Below are 17,938 nucleotides of genomic sequence, written 5' to 3'. Positions count from 1 at the left end.
CTTCTCGAGAAGGCTGGACCAGAGTGCCCTTAGTTTGCGCCTCATGCATACCCCAACCGGGAGGTTGCCCCAGTATGCTGAAGACCCGAGGCCGGCGCCGGCAGGATCCTGTGGAGGAAATCAAAATGACAAAATAACGAGAACTCAATGAAAAGAATGCTAATCAACGCGACTCAGGAAGAAGAGTTGCGCGTAGCGCTGGTTGACGGACAACAGCTCTACGATCTGGATATTGAAAGTCCGGGACACGAGCAGAAAAAAGCGAACATTTACAAGGGCAAAATCACCCGCGTAGAACCCAGTCTTGAAGCTGCTTTTGTCGACTATGGCGCCGAGCGCCACGGTTTCCTGCCGTTAAAGGAAATCGCCCGCAATTACTTCCCCTCCGGTTACTCCTATCAGGGTCGTCCCAACATCAAAGAAGTGGTCCGCGAAGGCCAGGAAGTGATCGTCCAGATCGACAAGGAAGAGCGTGGCACCAAGGGTGCAGCCCTCACCACCTTTATCAGTCTGGCCGGCAGCTACCTGGTACTGATGCCGAACAATCCTCGCGCCGGTGGTATCTCCCGCCGTATTGAAGGTGATGAACGGACTGAACTGAAAGAAGCCCTGAGCGGCCTGACCGTGCCGGACGGCATGGGCCTCATCGTGCGTACCGCTGGTGTGGGCAAATCCCCGGAAGAGCTGGAATGGGATCTGAACGTTCTGCTCAACCACTGGGATTCCATCCACAAGGCGTCACAGAGCCGCTCCGCGCCGGTGCTTATCCATCAGGAAAGCAACGTCATCGTGCGTGCCATCCGTGACTACCTGCGGCGCGATGTCGGCGAGATCCTGATCGACAACCCGGTCATCTTCGAGCGTGCCAAGGCGCATATCGAGCTGGTTCGTCCCGATTTCCTCAATCGCGTGAAGCTGTACAAGGGTGAAGTTGCCCTGTTCAACCACTTCCAGATCGAGAGCCAGATCGAGTCGGCCTTCCAGCGTGAAGTGCGTCTGCCCTCTGGCGGCAGCATCGTCATCGATCCGACCGAAGCGTTGACCTCCATCGATATCAACTCCTCCCGCGCCACCAAGGGCGGCGATATCGAAGAGACTGCGCTGCAAACCAACCTGGAAGCGGCCGACGAAATTGCCCGTCAATTGCGTCTGCGCGACCTGGGTGGCCTGATCGTCATCGACTTTATCGACATGACTCCGGTTCGTCATCAGCGCGAAGTGGAAAACCGTCTGCGTGAAGCGGTGCATCAGGACCGTGCCCGCATCCAACTGGGCCGTATCTCCCGTTTCGGTCTGCTGGAGATGTCTCGCCAGCGTCTGCGTCCCTCCCTCAACGAGTCCAGCAGCCATATCTGCCCTCGTTGCCAGGGGCAGGGTGTGATCCGTGACAACGAATCACTGGCGCTGTCCATCCTGCGTCTCATCGAAGAAGAGGCCATGAAGGACAACACCGAGCAGGTTCACGGTCAGGTGCCGGTCGATGTTGCCGCCTATCTGCTCAACGAGAAGCGTGCCTCCATCGCCAGCCTGGAACAGCGTAATGATGTGCGTGTCTACATCATTCCGAACCAGCATCTGGAAACCCCGCACTACGAAGTAACCCGCATCCGTCAGAACGAGATCCCGGAAGCGGCCAGCTACGAGCTGAAAACCGAGATTGCCAAGCCGGTCTACCAGCCGAAGCAGGCTCAGGTGATCGAGCGCGAACAACCGCTGCTGCAAGGTTTTGTCCAGGCGCCCCAGCCGGCCCCCGCCGCGCCAGCCCCGGTCGTGGCTCCCGCTGCACCGACTGCGCCCGAAGCCGGTCTGTTTGGCAAACTGTTCAAGGCCATCTCCGGCTTGTTCGGTGCCGACACCGCCCCTGCCGACGTGAAGGCTCCTGCCGACAAACCGGCAGCCCAGCGCGAAGCACGCAAGGACGAGGGTCATCGTCATCAACGCGATGAAACCCGCAGCCGTGGTCAGCGTGGTCGTCGTGATGACAACCGTGGTAATCGCAGCCCTGCCGATGCCGCAGAGAAGCGGGAAGCGGGTGCCAATCGTGAAGGTGGCGAAAGCCGCAACCGTCGTCCCCGCAAAGAGCGTGAGCCGCGTCAGGAACGCGAACCCCGCGCTCCGCGCCCGGCTCGTGAACCCCGTGCTCCGCGTGAACCTCGCGCCGAAGTGGTCGTTGACGCGGCAGAAACCGTCGATACCACCATGGTCAACAACGAGCCGCGTCTGGAAAAAGAGCAGAAAGTGGCTGAGCGCCGCGAACGCCGCCAACTGCGCAAGCAGATCCGGGTCGATGCCCCGGCCAGCGACGTTGCCGCCCTGCCCGCCGATGCTCCGGTTGTTGCCGAAGAGGCCTCCGACGCAGTAGAGCAGCACGATGAGCAGGCCGAAGGCCAGCGTCGTTCCCGTCGTACGCCGCGCAATCAGCGTATTGAAGGCCAACGTCGCAAGCGCATCAATGAAGATGCCCGCAGCCAGCGTGAAGATGAAGAGCAGTCTGCCGAAGGCGCTGCCCCTACCCTGACAGCAGCTGCCCAGGCAGATGCAGCCCAGGTGAAAGTGGAAGAACCGGCAGTCCCTGTCATCACCATTCCCAGTGCTGAAGCTGTTGCCGCCGCCCTGCAGGCCTCTGCTGCGCTGACCGAGCATGTCGTGCCAGAAGCCGTTGTGGCCGAAGCTCACGAGCAGGCTGAGGTCGTGGCTGCAGAGCAAGTGGTAACCGAAGCGGTAGCTGCTGAAGAAGCCCAGGTAGCGGTTGTCAACGAGCCAGTGGTTGCAGAAGTTGCGGCCCCGGTCGCAGCGGAAGTCGTTGCTGTCGAGGCACCGGCCGTCGAGACTGCCGTGGTTGAAGCTGCAGCTGCTGCTCCGGCAGTGGTTGTAGCCGAGGTTGCCCCTCTGGTGGTTGAACAGCCAGCTCCGGTCGCTGAAGCTGAACCTGTCATTGCTGACGAGGCTCCGGTAGCCGCTGCCGTAGCAGCCCCTGTGGCCAAGCAAGTCAAGCGTGGTGGTGGCCTGCTGGCCGGTGCCCGCAAGGCCTCTGCGCCAATGGCAACTCCGGCTGCGGCCCCTGCTCTGCCGGTACGTGAGCCGGTTGCCCATGCGCCGCTGGTGCGCAGTGAAGTGGCAAGCTCAGGTCGCCATGGCGGCAGTACCGCTGCCGTCAACGTTGCAACCAGCCCGGCCGGTCGTCCTTGATGACTCGCTAGTCTGACAAAAAGAGCCACACATTGTGTGGCTCTTTTTTTAGATGCGGCATGGCACCATCAGCTCGTCTCGATTACCCGTCCCTTTACTGCGCCAAGACCTACCTACCTATGTAGTGGTTGTAGTGGTCAACTAAATCCGGACTGTAGTGGTCTAATCATCCCGGACACCGTTTTAGGTGGTACAGTCACCACCATTACCAGAAGTGTTCAATGACAAGATTACGCCGCTCATTCACTGCCGAGTTCAAACTGGAAGCCGCATCCCTGGTGCTCGACCAAGGCTATTCAGTCCCCGAAGCCAGCCGTTCACTGGATGTCGGCGAAACCGTGCTGCGTCGATGGGTTCAGCAACTTCAATCAGAACGAAGTGGCGCTACACCTGCTAACCGGGCGCTGACCCCTGAGCAGCAGAAAATTCAGGAGTTGGAAGCCCGCATCAACCGGTTTGAACGCGAAAAGGCCATTCTAAAAAAGGCTACTGCTCTCTTGATGGCGGACGAACTCGAACGTACGCGCTGATAGACCGATTAAGGGAGCAAGCCCCCACCACCCTGGTCTGTTGCGCTTTCGGTATATCAACCGCCTGTTTTTACGACTATCTGGCTCGCAGGCGCACAATTAACCGTGAACGGGTGCAGCAGAGAAGTGAGTTACTGTGTCTGTTCAAAGAGAGCAGAGGCTCAGCTGGCAGCCGGGCCTTGATGTCAATGATGCGGGCACTGGGGCATCAGATTGGCCGGTTCAAGGTGCGTCGTCTGATGAAGGAGGCCGGGCTGGTCTCTAAACAACCGGGAGCTCATCGTTATCAGGTCGCGCGGTCTGAACGACCGGATATTCCCAATCATCTGGCGCGTGAATTTGCTGCCCCGCAACCCAATTAGGTGTGGTGCGGCGACATCACTTACGTATGGGCAGGTGGCCGCTGGCATTACCTGGCGGCGGTGCTCGACCTCCACACCCGACGGGTCGTGGGCTGGGCGATGTCCGGCAGGCCTGATGCTGACTTGGCCGTGAAAGCGCTCGACATGGCGTATCAGCAACGGGGCTGCCCGTCTGGCGTGCTGTTTCACTCCGACCAGGGCAGCCAATACGGCAGCCGGGTATTTCGGCAACGGCTGTGGCGCTATCGCATGACCCAGAGCATGAGTCGGCGTGGCAACTGCTGGGATAACGCGCCGATGGAGCGGCTGTTCAGGAGCCTCAAGACGGAATGGCTTCCGACCACGGGGTACATGAGCCTGCGGGAAGCCAAGCAGGATATCAGCTATTACCTGATGGATTACTACAACTGGCGGCGCCCGCATCAACACAATGATGGGATACCGCCAGCAGAGGCCGAAAATCGGCTTAACTGTGTGTCCGGATTTAGTTGACCACTACACTCTGCCAACCCTCCTATCTTGAATGCCTGTTTATGGGTGGGGATGAGGTTAGTGGGTGAGAGAAGTAATTGGTTGGATGAAAGAATTAGTTTGATGGCATATTAAGGATGGTCAAATTGGAAACCCGGCTGGCAGGAGCCTGGCATCACACATGTGTTTTTGAGGTCATGAAAAAAGGGCCGCAAGGGCCCTTTCTCAACATGCTTTGGTATCTGCTATCAGCTGAACAGATGATGGCTGATCAGGAACAGGCCACCAGAGAGCAGCATGGTCAGCGGCAGGGTCAGCACCCAGGCCATCAGGATGGTCTTGATGGTCTGGCTCTGCAGGCCTGACTTGTTGGCCACCATGGTCCCCGCTACCGCAGAGGAGAGGATATGGGTGGTCGATACCGGCATCCCGGTCAAACTGGCCACGCCGATGGAGGCGGCAGCGGTGATCTGGGCGGCGATCCCCTGGCTATAGGTCATGCCGGAGGAGCCAATCTTTTCGCCGACGGTGTAGACGATACGACGCCAGCCCACCATGGTGCCACAGCCCAGCGCCAGCGCGATGGAGACAATGACCCAGGTCGGTGCATATTCGGCAGTGGCCGTCAGATCCTTACGCCATTTGGCAAGGTCAGTCAGCTCTTTGGCCGGCAGCGGCAGCTTGGATACCTTGCGAGCGGTATCATCGATGCACAGCAGCAGGCGACGCACTTCACGGCGGTCGGTCAGGTCCATCTCTTCATAGGTCCGCACCTGGGCAAGACGATTGTCCAGCGTGGCCATAGCCTGCAGGGCACCATCGGCAGAACAGTGGGTCATCAACTCTTCCTGGGCCTGGGCAGGCACACTGAAGTCCACGACCTTGGAAACCTGCTCATGGTTGCGCTGATAGATCTCCATGATGCGCTGATTGGCATCCTGGGTGCGATCCAGGTCATAAGAGCGGCTGTTCATGTCCAGTGCGAAATAGGCAGGAGCCATGCAGATCAGCACCAGCATCACCAGACCAATACCCTTCTGGCCATCATTGGAACCGTGCACAAAGCTCACGCCCATGGCAGATGCCACCAGAGTGAGACGCGCCCAGAACGGCGGATGCTTCTTGCCATCCACCAGCAGACGCTCTTCCGGGGTCTTGTGGATCTTGCTGCCCTGCCAGACGCGTTTCATGGCGAACAACAGCAGCGCGGCGATGATGAAACCGACGGTAGGAGAGATGATGAGGGAAAGCATGATGTCGATGGCTTTAGCGACGTTGATGCCTTCCTGCAGCGGTTGATGGCTGATCCAGGCATAGGCGCCGCCTACCCCCAGAATGGAACCGATCAGCGTGTGTGAGCTGGATGCAGGGATCCCGAAGAACCAGGTACCCAGATTCCACACGATGGCGGAAAACAGCAGGGAGAACACCATGATCAGACCCTGAGTGGAGTCCATCCCCAGCAGCAGATCGATGGGCAGCAGGTGGACAATGGCATAAGCCACCCCCAGACCACCCATCATTACCCCGGCAAAGTTGAACAGACCGGAGGCTACTACTGCCATGTGTGCCGGCATCGCCTTGGTATAGATAACCGTTGCTACCGCGTTGGCGGTATCGTGAAAGCCGTTGATGAATTCATAGGCCAACACAAAAAAAACGGCCAATACCAAACCGATTGACCACCACAAACCCAAACCACTAAACATTTCAAACATAAAAACGAACCTGTTTATGAGTTGCGGCGGATTATGCCAGAAGGCTGGTAACGCCATACCCGTTGTTGAAATATTTCAGTAAGAAAAAAAAGAGCATTCCGCCTGCAAATAGCTTAGAGCCAGTCACCATGCGGCTTGTCCTTGATTAATTAAACAGACCTTGCCTGACAAAAACAGTTCCCAAATGGGGACAATTCATCATCAGCATGCCGCAAAAGCCACTCTCACCGACCTCGGCTCCGTCAATTTTCGACCGACCGTATCGCCGTACTTGTACAAATGGCAGGCAAGAACACTCCCTCGCCCTGCCCTCTTTTAACATATTGCCAACGGCTCGACTGTCGACCCGCTCTCAGTCCTGATTGATACGGCTGGCAACCGCACCCTGCTGGCTCTTGTACTTGGCGTTTTCCCGTTTGTTGTAGGGACGCGCCGCCACACCGGAGAGCATCTCGAAGTTCAGCGCACCGATCTTCATCTTGGGGCGCAGCGCCAGCGGCAGCTTGCCGCCGTTGTAGAACTCCAGCACGATGCGGCCGGACCAGCCCGGATCGATACGGTGCGCGGTCACGTGCACCATCAGCCCGAGGCGGGCCAGGGAAGAGCGGCCATCCAGCCAGCCCACGATGTCGGCAGGCAGGGTGACCGATTCATAGGTGACCGCCAGGGCCAGCTGACCCGGGTGCAGATAGAAGGCTTCGCCATCCGGCACATGGATCTCATCGCTCATCACCCGATCGATGGCGTCGGCCATTTCGCTGCTGGGGCCGCTCAGATCGATATAGGGGGCGGTATGATCGCGAAACACCCGAAACTCGTTGCCCAGCAGCACGTCGACGCTGACGCCGCTGATCCGTTCAATACCGGGTCTGGGCTCAATGACGATCTTGCCTTCATCCAGATGACGTTCGATATCGGTATCACAAAGACGCATTGGGCGACTCTCCTGACAAATTGTTCATTTAAAAAAGCCGGGCATCACCCGGCTTGATATCTCTCAACCAATCAACATGTGGCGAATACGCGCCTTGAGCATGTCAATGGCGATGCGGTTCTTGCCGCCACGGGGGACGATCACATCCGCGTACTGCTTGGAAGGCTCGATAAACTGCAGGAACATGGGGCGTACCGTCTTCTGGTACTGCTTGAGCACCGAGTCCATGGTCCGGCCACGCTCCTGCACGTCACGCACCAGACGGCGCAGCAGGCAGATGTCGAGCGGCGTGTCCATGAAGATGGAGGCATCCATCAGATCCCGCAAGCGGCTGTCGGTCAGCAGCAGGATCCCTTCCAGAATGATCACCCGGCGCGGTGCGAACGGGGTCACTTCGCTCATGCGGGTATGTTCGGTATAGGAGTATTGAGGAATATTGACCGCATCACCTTGCACCAGCTGGCTCAGATGCTGGACCAGCAGATCGTGATCCAGCGCGTTGGGGTGGTCATAGTTGGTTTTGACCCGCTCTTCCATGGTCAGGTGGGTCTGATCGCGGTAGTAGCAATCTTCGGTGATCACGCCAATCTGACCGGCTCCCAGCTCGGCCACCAGCTCTTCATAGATGGTTTGGGCTATAAGACTCTTGCCGGAAGCGGATGCACCAGCAATACCGATGATCACACACGAATGTTGAGTATCAGACATTGAAAATACCTAAAGAGAAGAGCAGTGGGGATGGTTTAAACCGATCCATTATATAAAAAAGGGTGAGCCATGCCCACCCTCAAATCCACCCCAGGCGGTCGACCGCCGATTATTCATCCAGCGCCATGGCATAGAGAGGGGTCGCAATCGGTTTACCGCTGAAATAGAGCTCAGCCCCCACCCGACGAGCCAGTTTCAGATAGGCCTCTGCCAGCTCCCCGGTCGGGGCGCCGAACACGGTCGGACAGCCATCGTCCATGTGCTGGCGGATGTCGATGTGCAGCGGCAGCTGGCCAAGCAGTGCCACCTGGTACTGTTCCGCCATCTTCTGGCCACCGCCGGTACCGAACAGCGGCTCATGATGACCACAGGCGCTGCAGACGTGGTAACTCATGTTTTCGATGATGCCGAGCACCGGCACGCTGACCTTGTTGAACATGGCCAGTCCCTTGCGGGCATCCGCCAGCGCCACGTCCTGCGGCGTGGTGACGATCACCGCCGCCGTGGTCGGCACCTGCTGGGCCAGGGTCAGCTGGATGTCGCCGGTACCCGGCGGCATGTCCACCACCAGATAGTCCACTTCACCCCAGCGGGTCTCGTGGAGGATCTGGGCCAGCGCCTTGCTCGCCATGGGTCCACGCCAGATGGTGGCATCCTGCTCGGCCACCAGATAGCCGATGCTGTTGCTCTTGAGGCCGCAAGCCATCACCGGCTCCATCAGCTTGCCGTCATGACTGACGGGGCGCTCCTTCAAAGTCCCGGTCATGGTCGGAATGGAAGGGCCATAGATGTCCGCATCCAGAATAGCGACCCGCGCCCCCTCTTTTTGCAGCGCCAGCGCCAGATTGACCGCAGTGGTGGATTTGCCTACCCCGCCCTTGCCAGAGGCGACCACGATGATGTTGCGAATGCCCTGTACCGCCGCCAGTCCTTGCGCTCGCGGCAGGCTGGCGACCTCGATTTCGCCCACCCAGTCGATACGGGTGGCACCGGTGGCGCTGCGCAGGCGGGCATCGAACTCCTGCTTGATCTGCTCAAACAGGGAGTGGCCTGCAAAGGGCAGCACCAGCTTGATGGTCAGCGTCGAGCCCTGTTTGTCGATGCTGCGCACGAAGCCGGCAGCCACCAGATCCTTGCCCCAGCCAGTTGGCTTAAATTCGGCGAGGATCTGTTTTACTGAATCAATCACCATTAACTCCTCATTATCTTGTCTTTATCTTGAGGTGAACGGTTACCGCACACAAATCAGTGGCTTGCCTGCTGGTCGACCAGCGTGCGCCGGCAGGGCGGACGAGCCACAACCCTAGGCAGGCTACCCCCAATTCGGGTAACATGCACGGCACTCTATCATCCCAACAAGCACATCAAGAACGACTATATGGCAACTGATCCTCGTACAATGCTGGTAACCTGCGCCCTTCCCTATGCCAATGGCTCCATCCATCTTGGCCACATGCTGGAACACATCCAGGCCGATATCTGGGTTCGTTATCAGCGAATGCGCGGTCACCAGGTGCACTTTGTCTGTGCCGACGATGCCCACGGCACCCCGATCATGCTCAAGGCCCAGCAGCTGGGGATCACCCCGGAAGAGATGATCGCGGCCGTCTCCAAGGAGCACCAGGCCGACTTCGCCGGGTTCAACATCAGTTTTGACAACTATCACTCCACCCACAGCGACGAGAACCGCAAGCTGGCGGAGCTTATCTACGGTCGTCTGCAGGCCGGCGGCAAGATCAAGAGCCGCACCATCTCCCAGTTGTTCGATCCGGAAAAGTCCATGTTCCTGCCGGATCGTTTCGTCAAGGGCACTTGCCCCAAGTGCAAGTCCCCGGAACAGTATGGCGACAACTGTGACAGCTGCGGCGCGACCTACAGCCCGACTGAGCTGATCGATCCGAAATCCGCCGTCTCCGGCGCCACCCCGGTGATGAAGGACTCCGAACACTTCTTCTTCGATCTGCCGCAGTTTGAAAAATGGCTGGCAGAGTGGGTGCGCGGCTCCGGCGCCATCCAGGAAGAGATGGCCAACAAGATGCAGGAGTGGTTCGAAAGCGGCCTGCAGCAGTGGGACATCACCCGTGATGCCCCCTACTTCGGGTTCGAAATTCCCGGCGCACCGGGCAAGTACTTCTACGTCTGGCTGGACGCCCCCATCGGTTACATGGCGTCGTTCAAGAACCTGTGCAACAAGCGCGGCGACATCGATTTCGACAGCTACTGGAAGGCGGACTCCGAGGCCGAGCTCTATCACTTCATCGGCAAGGATATCGCCTACTTCCACTGCCTGTTCTGGCCGTCCATGCTGGAAGGCGCCGGTTTCCGCAAGCCGACCAAGGTCAACGTGCACGGCTACGTGACCGTCAACGGTGCCAAGATGTCCAAGTCCAAAGGCACCTTTATCAAGGCTTCCACCTATCTCAACCACCTGGATCCGGAGTGCCTGCGTTACTACTACGCCGCCAAGCTCAACAGCCGCATCGACGATCTGGACTTGAACCTCGATGACTTCGTCGCCCGTGTCAACGCCGACGTGGTCAACAAGCTGGTCAACCTCGCCTCCCGCAACGCCGGCTTTATTGCCAAGCGTTTTGGCGGCAAGCTGGCGGCAACCTGCGCCGAGCCCGAACTCTATGCCGAATTCGCCAATGCCCGTACCGCCATCGCCGAGGCTTATGAGAGCCGTGAGTTCAGCCGTGCCATCCGCGAAATCATGGCGCTGGCCGACAAGGCCAACCGCTACGTGGACGACAAGGCGCCCTGGGTTATCGCCAAACAGGAAGGGGCTGACGCCGAGCTGCAGGCGGTCTGCTCCGTCGGCATCAACCTGTTCCGCGTGCTGATGGCCTACTTGAAGCCCGTCATGCCACTGCTGGCCGAGCGTGCCGAAGCCTTCCTGGCCGAAACCCTCAGCTGGGATGGTGTCGAAATGCCGCTGGTCGATCACACCGTTGCACCGTTCAAGGCCCTCTTCTCCCGCATCGAGCCGGCCAAGATTGAAGCCATGATCGAGGCATCCAAGGAAGATCTGGCCAAAGAGCAGGCACCGAAAGTGAGCGGCCCGCTGGCTGATGATCCCATCAGCGAAACCATCACCTATGACGACTTCGCCAAGATTGACCTGCGGGTGGCGCTGATCAAGAAGGCCGAAGCGGTACCGGAAGCCGAGAAGCTGCTCAAGCTGCAACTGGATATCGGCGGCGAGACCCGTCAGGTGTTTGCCGGCATCAAGTCCGCCTACAACCCGGAGGATCTGGAAGGCAAACTGACCGTAATGGTGGCAAACCTGGCGCCGCGCAAGATGCGTTTTGGCATGTCCGAAGGCATGGTGCTGGCGGCAGGCCCGGGCGGCAAGGATCTCTGGATCCTGGAGCCGCAAGAAGGCGCCCAGCCCGGCATGCGCGTCAAGTAAGCGCAGCCCGGTCATCAAGCAACGAGGGAGGCCTGCGGCCTCCCTTTTATTTGCCCTCTTCGCCCCCCTTCCCTCTTTCCTCTCTCCACTGAACGCCCTGGGTGTTGCGCGCTTCACCCCTTCGGTGCTTGTTGCACCCGGGTAATTTGCCTAGACTGGCGATTCACTTCGGGCCCATGGCCCCCTTCATCAGGCAAGGAGCAAGCATGATCACCTTATATGGCACCCCCGTCAGCCGGGCCCTGCGCGTATCCTGGTTACTGGAAGAGCTGGACGTGGCGTGGCAGTTCCAGTTTCTCGACTTCGCCAAGGGCGAGAACCGCAGCGACTGGTTTTTGACCCTCAACCCGAGCGGCAAAATGCCGGTGCTCAAGGACGGGGAATTCGTGCTGACCGAATCTGCCGCCATCATGCAGTACCTGGCCGAGGTGTATGGCCCAAACTGGCTGCCAGCCAGAGGAACCCAGGCCTCGGCGCTGCACGCCCAGTGGGTCAGTTTCATCACCTGCGAGCTGGAGCAGCCGCTGTGGACCATCGGCAAGCACCGCTTCGCCCTGCCAGAGGCCCAGCGTCTGCCGGCCATCTTCCCCACCGCCAAGTGGGAGTTCGACAAGGCGGCGGCCATCGCCGAATCCTGGGTACCCGAGCAGGGTTACCTGCTGGGGGAGCAGATCACCATCGCCGATCTGCTGCTGGCCCATACCCTGATGTGGGCCACCCGCTTCGAGCAGACCATTCCCCCCAAGCTGGCGGCCTATCGGGATCGTCTGGCCAAACGCCCCGCCCTGCAGGCGGTGCTGGCCAAGACCCAGGCCATCGCCGATGCCGCCCAGGCCGGCTGACTCAAGAGTGCCATCGATGCAAACGGGAGCCTGTGTGGTTCCCGTTTTTCATGGCTGTTCGGCGTCATTGGTGTGGCAAGCACTCAATTGGTATGAAAGCCGCTTCCCTTGGGTGGTGGCGCCGCTTCATACTCCATCCGGGTCACCTCGGCGGTACGCGGCCCGCGCTCCAGCCAGCCCAGCATCATTTGCACGCTCTGCTCCGGCCCGCAGATGAGGAGCTCCACCGAGCCATCTTCCAGGTTGTAGGCGTGGCCCCGCAGCCCCAGTTGCAGCGCCCGCTCCCGGGTGAAGTAACGAAACCCCACCCCCTGAACCAGGCCCCACACTCGCACGACAAACGATTGCTCTCCCATTTCTCACACCTTCCCCTTAAGAAATTTCCCCCCAAGGCGATAATGAGCGCGACACTCTCATCCCCTTGCAGGACGCAATACCATTATGAAAGAAGTAAAGTTTCGGTGGGTTGACCGTTATCTCATTCACCTCACGATCAGCGAAAAATTTCTCATCACCTTCTGGTGCCCACTGCTGTTCATCGCCTTTCTCAGCTGGTATCTGCTGGCCGACGGCCATCAGCAACAGATGCAGCTGCGCCTGGATCAGCTCAAGCAGCGGGTCGAACTGAGCGCCCAGCTATCGAGCCAGCACGCCGGTCTCACCCTGCCAGCCGAGCTCACCCTGAGCCCGACCGGCAATACAGGGTTAACCCAGCAGGGCGACATCTATCGATACAGCGTCAGCGCCGGTCAGGCCGGGGTCGTCACCGGCACTCTGGATGCCTCCCGCTACTCCATGTGGGATGGTCAGGGCATCACGCTCACCATCATCGCCGTGCTGGCTGCCCTGCTGGCCCTGGTCACCCACTACCTGATGACCTTTGTCTCCGGTGCGCTCTACTCCACCAACAAGGCGCTGCAGACCGTGGCGGATGGCGATCTCACCTTCCGCCTCAACTTCTTCCCGGTGCGCGATGAGTTCTCCATTCTGGCGGGCAGCATCGACAGGTTTACCGACCGCCAGCACAAGATAGTGCAACTGGTGGAAGAGTCCGCCGAGGCGCTCACCCTGGCCGCCGACGAGTTTCGCGATCATGCCAGCGAGGGTGAAACCATGGCCCGCTCCCAGCGCCAGCACATGGACTCCCTGGCAGCCGCCATGGAGCAGATGTCCGCCGCCATCCGCGAAGTGGCCCGCAACGCCAACGACACTCTGCAGCAGACCCGTCAGTCGAGCGAAGAGGCGGCCAACGGCGCCGCCCGGGTATCTCACACCATCGCCGCCATCCGCACCCTAGCCGACGAGATCGGCAACGCCTCCGGCGCGGTGGAACGGTTGACCCACAATGCCAATCGCATCAACGAAGTGGTCAACGTCATCAATGCCATCTCCCAGCAGACCAATCTGCTGGCCCTCAATGCTGCCATCGAGGCGGCCCGCGCCGGCGAGCAGGGCCGCGGCTTTGCGGTGGTGGCCGACGAGGTACGCACCCTCGCCAGCCGCACCCAGCAGGCCACGGTGGAGATCCAGCAGATGATCGAAGAGCTGCAGGCCGGCACCGGGGCGCTGAACGACATCATGGAGAAAACCGTAGGTCGCGCCGCCAGCAGCCAGGCCTTGATCAGCGAAGTGGGGCTCGACATCGACAAACTCAGCAACCACAGCGATGCGGTGCTGGAGATGAGCACCCAGATCGCCACCTCCAGCGAGCAGCAGAGCTCGGTGGCCGAGGAGATCACCCGTAATCTGGATCAGGTGCGCCACGAAGCGGGCCAGGTGGAAGAGTCCGCCAGCGCCTCGGTGGCCGGCACCGCCGGCCTCAAGGCTACCGCCACCGAGCTTGCGCAGGCATTGAAAGGGCTAAAAATCTGATTAGCAAGCTCCCAGAGCCTGACGCTATCTACCAAGGTTGTTTGAGTTTTGCCAGCGGGCCACATAGAATGTGGCCCCTTTTCTTTTGACCATCTGGCAACCCCCATGAGCGCTTCCATCTATCTCGTCAAAGGCCGCGAAAAATCCCTGCTGCGTCGCCACCCCTGGATCTTCTCCAAGGGGATCGAGCGGGTACAGGGCAACCCCATCGATGGCGATACCGTCGAGATCTACACCCAGGATGGCAAGTGGCTCGCCCGCGGTGCCTGGTCCGGTAGCTCCCAGATCCGCGCCCGGGTCTGGACCTTCGACAAAGATGAAACCGTCGATCTCGACTTCTTCATCCGTCGCCTCAAATACGCCCAGGAGTCCCGCGACGGGCTCATCAAGCGTCAGGGCCTCACCGGCTATCGCCTGTGCGCCGCCGAATCCGACGGCCTGCCGGGTCTGACCATCGACCGTTATGCCGACTTTCTGGTGTGCCAAATTCTCTCCGCCGGCGCCGAGTTCCAGCGCGATCTGATAACGCAAGCACTGCGCACTCTCTACCCCGAGTGCAGCATCTATGAACGCTCCGACGTGGCGGTACGCAAGAAGGAAGGGCTGAAAGAGCGCACCGGTGTCATCTATGGCGAGACCCCGACCGAGCCGGTGGTGATCGAGGAGAATGGCGGCGTCAAGATCCTGGTGGACATTCGCAACGGCCACAAGACCGGTTTCTATCTGGATCAGCGGGACAACCGTCAGGCTGCCGCCAAGTACACCGAAGGCAAGCGGGTGCTCAACTGCTTCTGCTACACCGGTGGGTTTGGCGTCTATGCCCTCAAGGGCGGCGCCAAAGAGGTGGTCAACGTCGATCTCTCCCAGAATGCGCTAGATATCGCCCGCCAGAACGCCGAGCTGAACGGTCTGGATACCAGCAACACCCAGTTCGTTCGTCACGACGTGTTCAAGCTGCTGCGTGAATACCGCGAGAAGGGTGAGAAGTTCGATGTCATCGTGCTGGATCCGCCCAAGTTTGCCGAGAGCAAGGCCCAGCTGCTGGGTGCCTGCCGCGGCTACAAGGACATCAACATGCTGGCGTTCCAGCTGTTGGCGCCGGGTGGCGTGCTCTTGACCTACTCATGCTCCGGCCTGATGGAGCAGAGCCTGTTCCAGAAGATCGTTGCCGATGCAGCGCTCGATGCCGGTCGCGATGCCCAGATCCTGGAGCTCCTGTCCCAGGCATCCGATCACCCCATCGGTACCGCCTATCCGGAAGGCTTCTACCTCAAGGGGTTGGTAGTGCGCGCCCGCTAAGCCGAGCAGACCAGCGCTGCCCCCCTTGTCCCCGGTTCCAGATCCGGGCCAGGACGGGGTCCAGCAAGCCATCAAAAAGCCCGCGATCAAAGCGGGCTTTTTTTATGCGGCCGCCAAAGAGATAACCTCCCCCCGACTTTGCCATCAACAACGATGGGGACCACTATCCCTCCTCGTCAACTGACTACAGCCATCCTCAATCAAGGGTTGCCACATCGTTAACCCGATTCTCACCTCTCTTTCCCCCCTGGCATGGCATACACAGCCCACCAGCAGGGACATTCCAGGCATTTGCTTTATGCAAAAACATGAAATATTACGCATCAACATTAAAAATTACTCGGGGAAATATCGGTCATAAACGCATACTCAATCATCTGAATGAATATTTCTGTTTTTCCCCTGCGGTTTGCCCCTGTCCGCCTCGCACATTGCCCGGAGCGGCAATGCCCCGCCCACCACAAACCATCCCACTCAGTCACGCGCCGGCGCGCCCAGCGGGAAATAGTGTCGAAATGGCCTTGCCTCCTCCACCACCCGCACGATGGAGGGATGGCTAAGCAGCCGGGCGCGATAGGCACGCAGGCGGCCATAGCCAACGGGGATCTCGTGGGCCCAGTCGGCGTAGAAGAGCGAGGGTGCGGCGGCGCAATCGGCCAGCGTGAAGCCAGCGCCGACAATCCAGTGGCGCCCTGCCAGCCGCTGATCGAGCCAGGGGTAGATCTGATCGAGCAGCTCGCGGGCCTCCACTACGCCATAGCGGTCGCGATCCGCGACCGGGCGCAGCGCATCCAGCACCACTTTTTGCATCGGCGTCATCACATAGTTGTCGAAGACGCGATCCAGCATATGCACCTCCAGACCCGCATCGCCAGGCGGGATCAGGCAGACGGAGCCCGGGTGGTGCGCCTGCAGATGGGACACTATGGTGCTGCTCTCGAGGATGCAGCGGCCATCATCAAGCAGCACCGGGAAGCGCTTGAGCGGCCAGAGGGCGGCAAGCTCGGCGTTGGCCGCCGGCTCTTCGAGATTCAGGCAGTCGAACGGGCCTGCATTCTCGTAGAGGGCGATCAACACCTTCTGGCTGTAGGATGAGAAAGGATGGGCAGAGAGTTTCATCGGGACGCGCCTTGCACGCTGATGAATGACGTCCCTAGTCTAGATCCGCTCTTCACTTTCACTGCAGCGCTTATTCCTTGCTGGTTTTTGGATGATAAATGCGCATTCATGACGAAAATCACACCCGTATGGCTCTCTTTTAGGTAGGGTGATCCCGCCTGTGGCCACCAAGCCGGGGCAGCCGACTCATCAGGGTTGATGAGCGGCACCACAACAAAAATCGATGTCAGGCCAAGCTGAACATCATCAAGGATCCCGTCATGAATCAATCATTGCCGCTGTTGACGCCGCTACGGGGCATCGCTGCCCTGATGGTGGTGCTGTTCCACGCCCGCTTGCTGCTCTTTCCCCAGTGGATGGAGTCGATCGCCGGCCACACCCAACTCATCGAGAACGGCTACCTCTGGGTCGATCTCTTCTTTATTTTGAGCGGGCTGGTGCTGGCCCATGTCTACGGGGAGGCCTTCGCCCGCACGCCCCGCACCATTGGTTATGGCCGCTTCCTCTGGCTGCGGCTGACCCGGGTTTATCCCCTCTACCTGGTGACCCTGCTGCTGCTGGTGGGCTGGGAGCTCTACAAGGCCCACCATGGGATTGGCTTCTACGCCGGCCCCCTGTTCAAGATGTGGGAGTGGGAAGGAATGCCTCCGTTCGGCTCACCCTTTACCCCGGCCGAGGCGCTGCCAAGCAGCCTGTTGCTGCTGCAGGTGGTGACCGATCACGGATTGACCTGGAACTTCGCCGCCTGGTCGCTCAGCGTGGAATGGATTAGCTATCTGCTGTTTCCGCTGCTCATTCCCCTCGCCGTCACCCGCAGCCGCTGGAGCAACCTCGCCCCCTTGCTGGCCCTGACGGTGCTAGCCTTTATCGTGCACAGTCGCGGTACCCTGGATGTCACCAGCGGGGCGCTGGCCATCGGGCGCGGGGTGAGTGAATTCGTGCTCGGCCTCTGGCTGCTGCCGAAGGTGAAGGCTGCCCGCCAGTGGCCCATGATGCAGCGGGATCTGCCGCTGCTGCTCGCCTTTTTGCTCCTCTTCGCGCTGATGCAGTTCACCATGACGCCGCAGCTGACCCTGCTGCTGATCAGCGCCTACGTGTTGCTGATCTGGATTGCCGCCTGCCAGGGCGATCGCCAGAGCCCGCTGCTGCGCCTCCTGGATAACCGCTTCACCAACTGGCTGGGGGATCTCTCCTACTCCATCTACCTGCTGCACGCGCTGGTGCTGCTCACCGGCTGCGAGCTCATCCACTATCTGGCGCCAGGGCTCACCGAGTGGTGGTATGCCCAGACCAACCCCTTGCTAGGTGTGTTGGCCACGTTGTTGATGCTGGCGGTGCTGATCGGGCTCTCGGCGCTGAGCTACACCCTGCTGGAGCGGCCGCTGCAACGGCGCCTGCGCAGGCTCGGCAAGACTCGCCAGCCGGTGATGGAGCAAGCCGGCTAAGCTCCCCACCAAAGATGGCCCCGATGGCAGCATGGCT

At 59.9% G+C, this 17,938-nt stretch carries 12 protein-coding genes and 1 pseudogene; 7 read left to right on the top strand and 6 right to left on the bottom strand.

The genetic code is table 11. From position 1 onward, the window contains the following. Positions 1-147: 147 nt before the first annotated feature. Together rne and ACPDZI_RS10535 are read left to right on the top strand one after the other, a co-directional pair. Complete coding sequence (rne, locus tag ACPDZI_RS10540; protein ID WP_438834495.1) at positions 148-3,189, top strand: ribonuclease E; 3,042 nt, start codon at positions 148-150, stop codon at positions 3,187-3,189. Between the two features lie 221 nt (positions 3,190-3,410). Further along, positions 3,411-4,573 (top strand): annotated as a pseudogene (locus ACPDZI_RS10535) (IS3 family transposase). Positions 4,574-4,800: 227 nt separating this feature from the next. Here the strand turns inward: ACPDZI_RS10535 and ACPDZI_RS10530 are convergent. The 4 genes from ACPDZI_RS10530 to apbC all read right to left on the bottom strand — a co-directional run bounded on the left by ACPDZI_RS10530 (position 4,801) and on the right by apbC (position 9,104). After that, positions 4,801-6,270 carry an inorganic phosphate transporter gene (locus ACPDZI_RS10530; RefSeq protein WP_438834494.1) on the bottom strand — a complete coding sequence of 490 codons (1,470 nt, stop codon included), beginning with the start codon at positions 6,268-6,270 and terminating at the stop codon, positions 4,801-4,803. A 352-nt stretch (positions 6,271-6,622) separates the two neighbouring features. Continuing rightward, on the bottom strand, positions 6,623-7,204 hold the full coding sequence (gene dcd, locus ACPDZI_RS10525; protein WP_011706092.1) for a dCTP deaminase: 582 nt from the start codon (positions 7,202-7,204) through the stop codon (positions 6,623-6,625). Positions 7,205-7,267: 63 nt separating this feature from the next. After that, positions 7,268-7,912 (bottom strand): uridine kinase, encoded by a 645-nt coding sequence (udk, locus tag ACPDZI_RS10520; protein ID WP_011706091.1) that lies wholly within the window; start codon positions 7,910-7,912, stop codon positions 7,268-7,270. 109 nt (positions 7,913-8,021) lie between these two features. Further along, a complete protein-coding gene (gene apbC / locus ACPDZI_RS10515) occupies positions 8,022-9,104 on the bottom strand; it encodes an iron-sulfur cluster carrier protein ApbC (protein ID WP_029303004.1) in 1,083 nt (360 codons plus the stop codon). A gap of 186 nt (positions 9,105-9,290) precedes the next feature. Between apbC and metG the strand changes: the two genes are divergently transcribed. Both metG and ACPDZI_RS10505 read left to right on the top strand, forming a co-directional pair. Continuing rightward, on the top strand, positions 9,291-11,324 hold the full coding sequence (metG, locus tag ACPDZI_RS10510; RefSeq protein ID WP_438834493.1) for a methionine--tRNA ligase: 2,034 nt from the start codon (positions 9,291-9,293) through the stop codon (positions 11,322-11,324). A gap of 206 nt (positions 11,325-11,530) precedes the next feature. Beyond that, a complete protein-coding gene (locus ACPDZI_RS10505; protein WP_029303002.1) occupies positions 11,531-12,166 on the top strand; it encodes a glutathione S-transferase family protein in 636 nt (211 codons plus the stop codon). A gap of 83 nt (positions 12,167-12,249) precedes the next feature. Here ACPDZI_RS10505 and ACPDZI_RS10500 read toward each other — a convergent pair whose 3' ends face one another. Further along, on the bottom strand, positions 12,250-12,522 hold the full coding sequence (locus ACPDZI_RS10500) for an acylphosphatase (protein WP_438834492.1): 273 nt from the start codon (positions 12,520-12,522) through the stop codon (positions 12,250-12,252). Between the two features lie 85 nt (positions 12,523-12,607). On the opposite strand from ACPDZI_RS10500, the gene ACPDZI_RS10495 reads away from it, so the two are divergent. Both ACPDZI_RS10495 and ACPDZI_RS10490 read left to right on the top strand, forming a co-directional pair. Further along, positions 12,608-14,038 (top strand): methyl-accepting chemotaxis protein, encoded by a 1,431-nt coding sequence (locus tag ACPDZI_RS10495; protein WP_438834491.1) that lies wholly within the window; start codon positions 12,608-12,610, stop codon positions 14,036-14,038. Between the two features lie 105 nt (positions 14,039-14,143). Continuing rightward, positions 14,144-15,337 (top strand): class I SAM-dependent methyltransferase, encoded by a 1,194-nt coding sequence (locus tag ACPDZI_RS10490; protein ID WP_024944750.1) that lies wholly within the window; start codon positions 14,144-14,146, stop codon positions 15,335-15,337. 474 nt (positions 15,338-15,811) lie between these two features. Here ACPDZI_RS10490 and ACPDZI_RS10485 read toward each other — a convergent pair whose 3' ends face one another. Then, positions 15,812-16,456 carry a glutathione S-transferase family protein gene (locus ACPDZI_RS10485; protein WP_438834490.1) on the bottom strand — a complete coding sequence of 215 codons (645 nt, stop codon included), beginning with the start codon at positions 16,454-16,456 and terminating at the stop codon, positions 15,812-15,814. Between the two features lie 260 nt (positions 16,457-16,716). On the opposite strand from ACPDZI_RS10485, the gene ACPDZI_RS10480 reads away from it, so the two are divergent. Further along, entirely contained in the window at positions 16,717-17,901 is a 1,185-nt protein-coding gene (locus ACPDZI_RS10480) for an acyltransferase family protein (RefSeq protein ID WP_438834489.1), read from the top strand. Positions 17,902-17,938 lie beyond the last annotated feature (37 nt).

The sequence above is a fragment of the Aeromonas oralensis genome (assembly GCF_049665575.1).
GTDB lineage: Bacteria > Pseudomonadota > Gammaproteobacteria > Enterobacterales > Aeromonadaceae > Aeromonas > Aeromonas hydrophila.
This window is presented reverse-complemented; position numbering and strand designations above follow the sequence as displayed.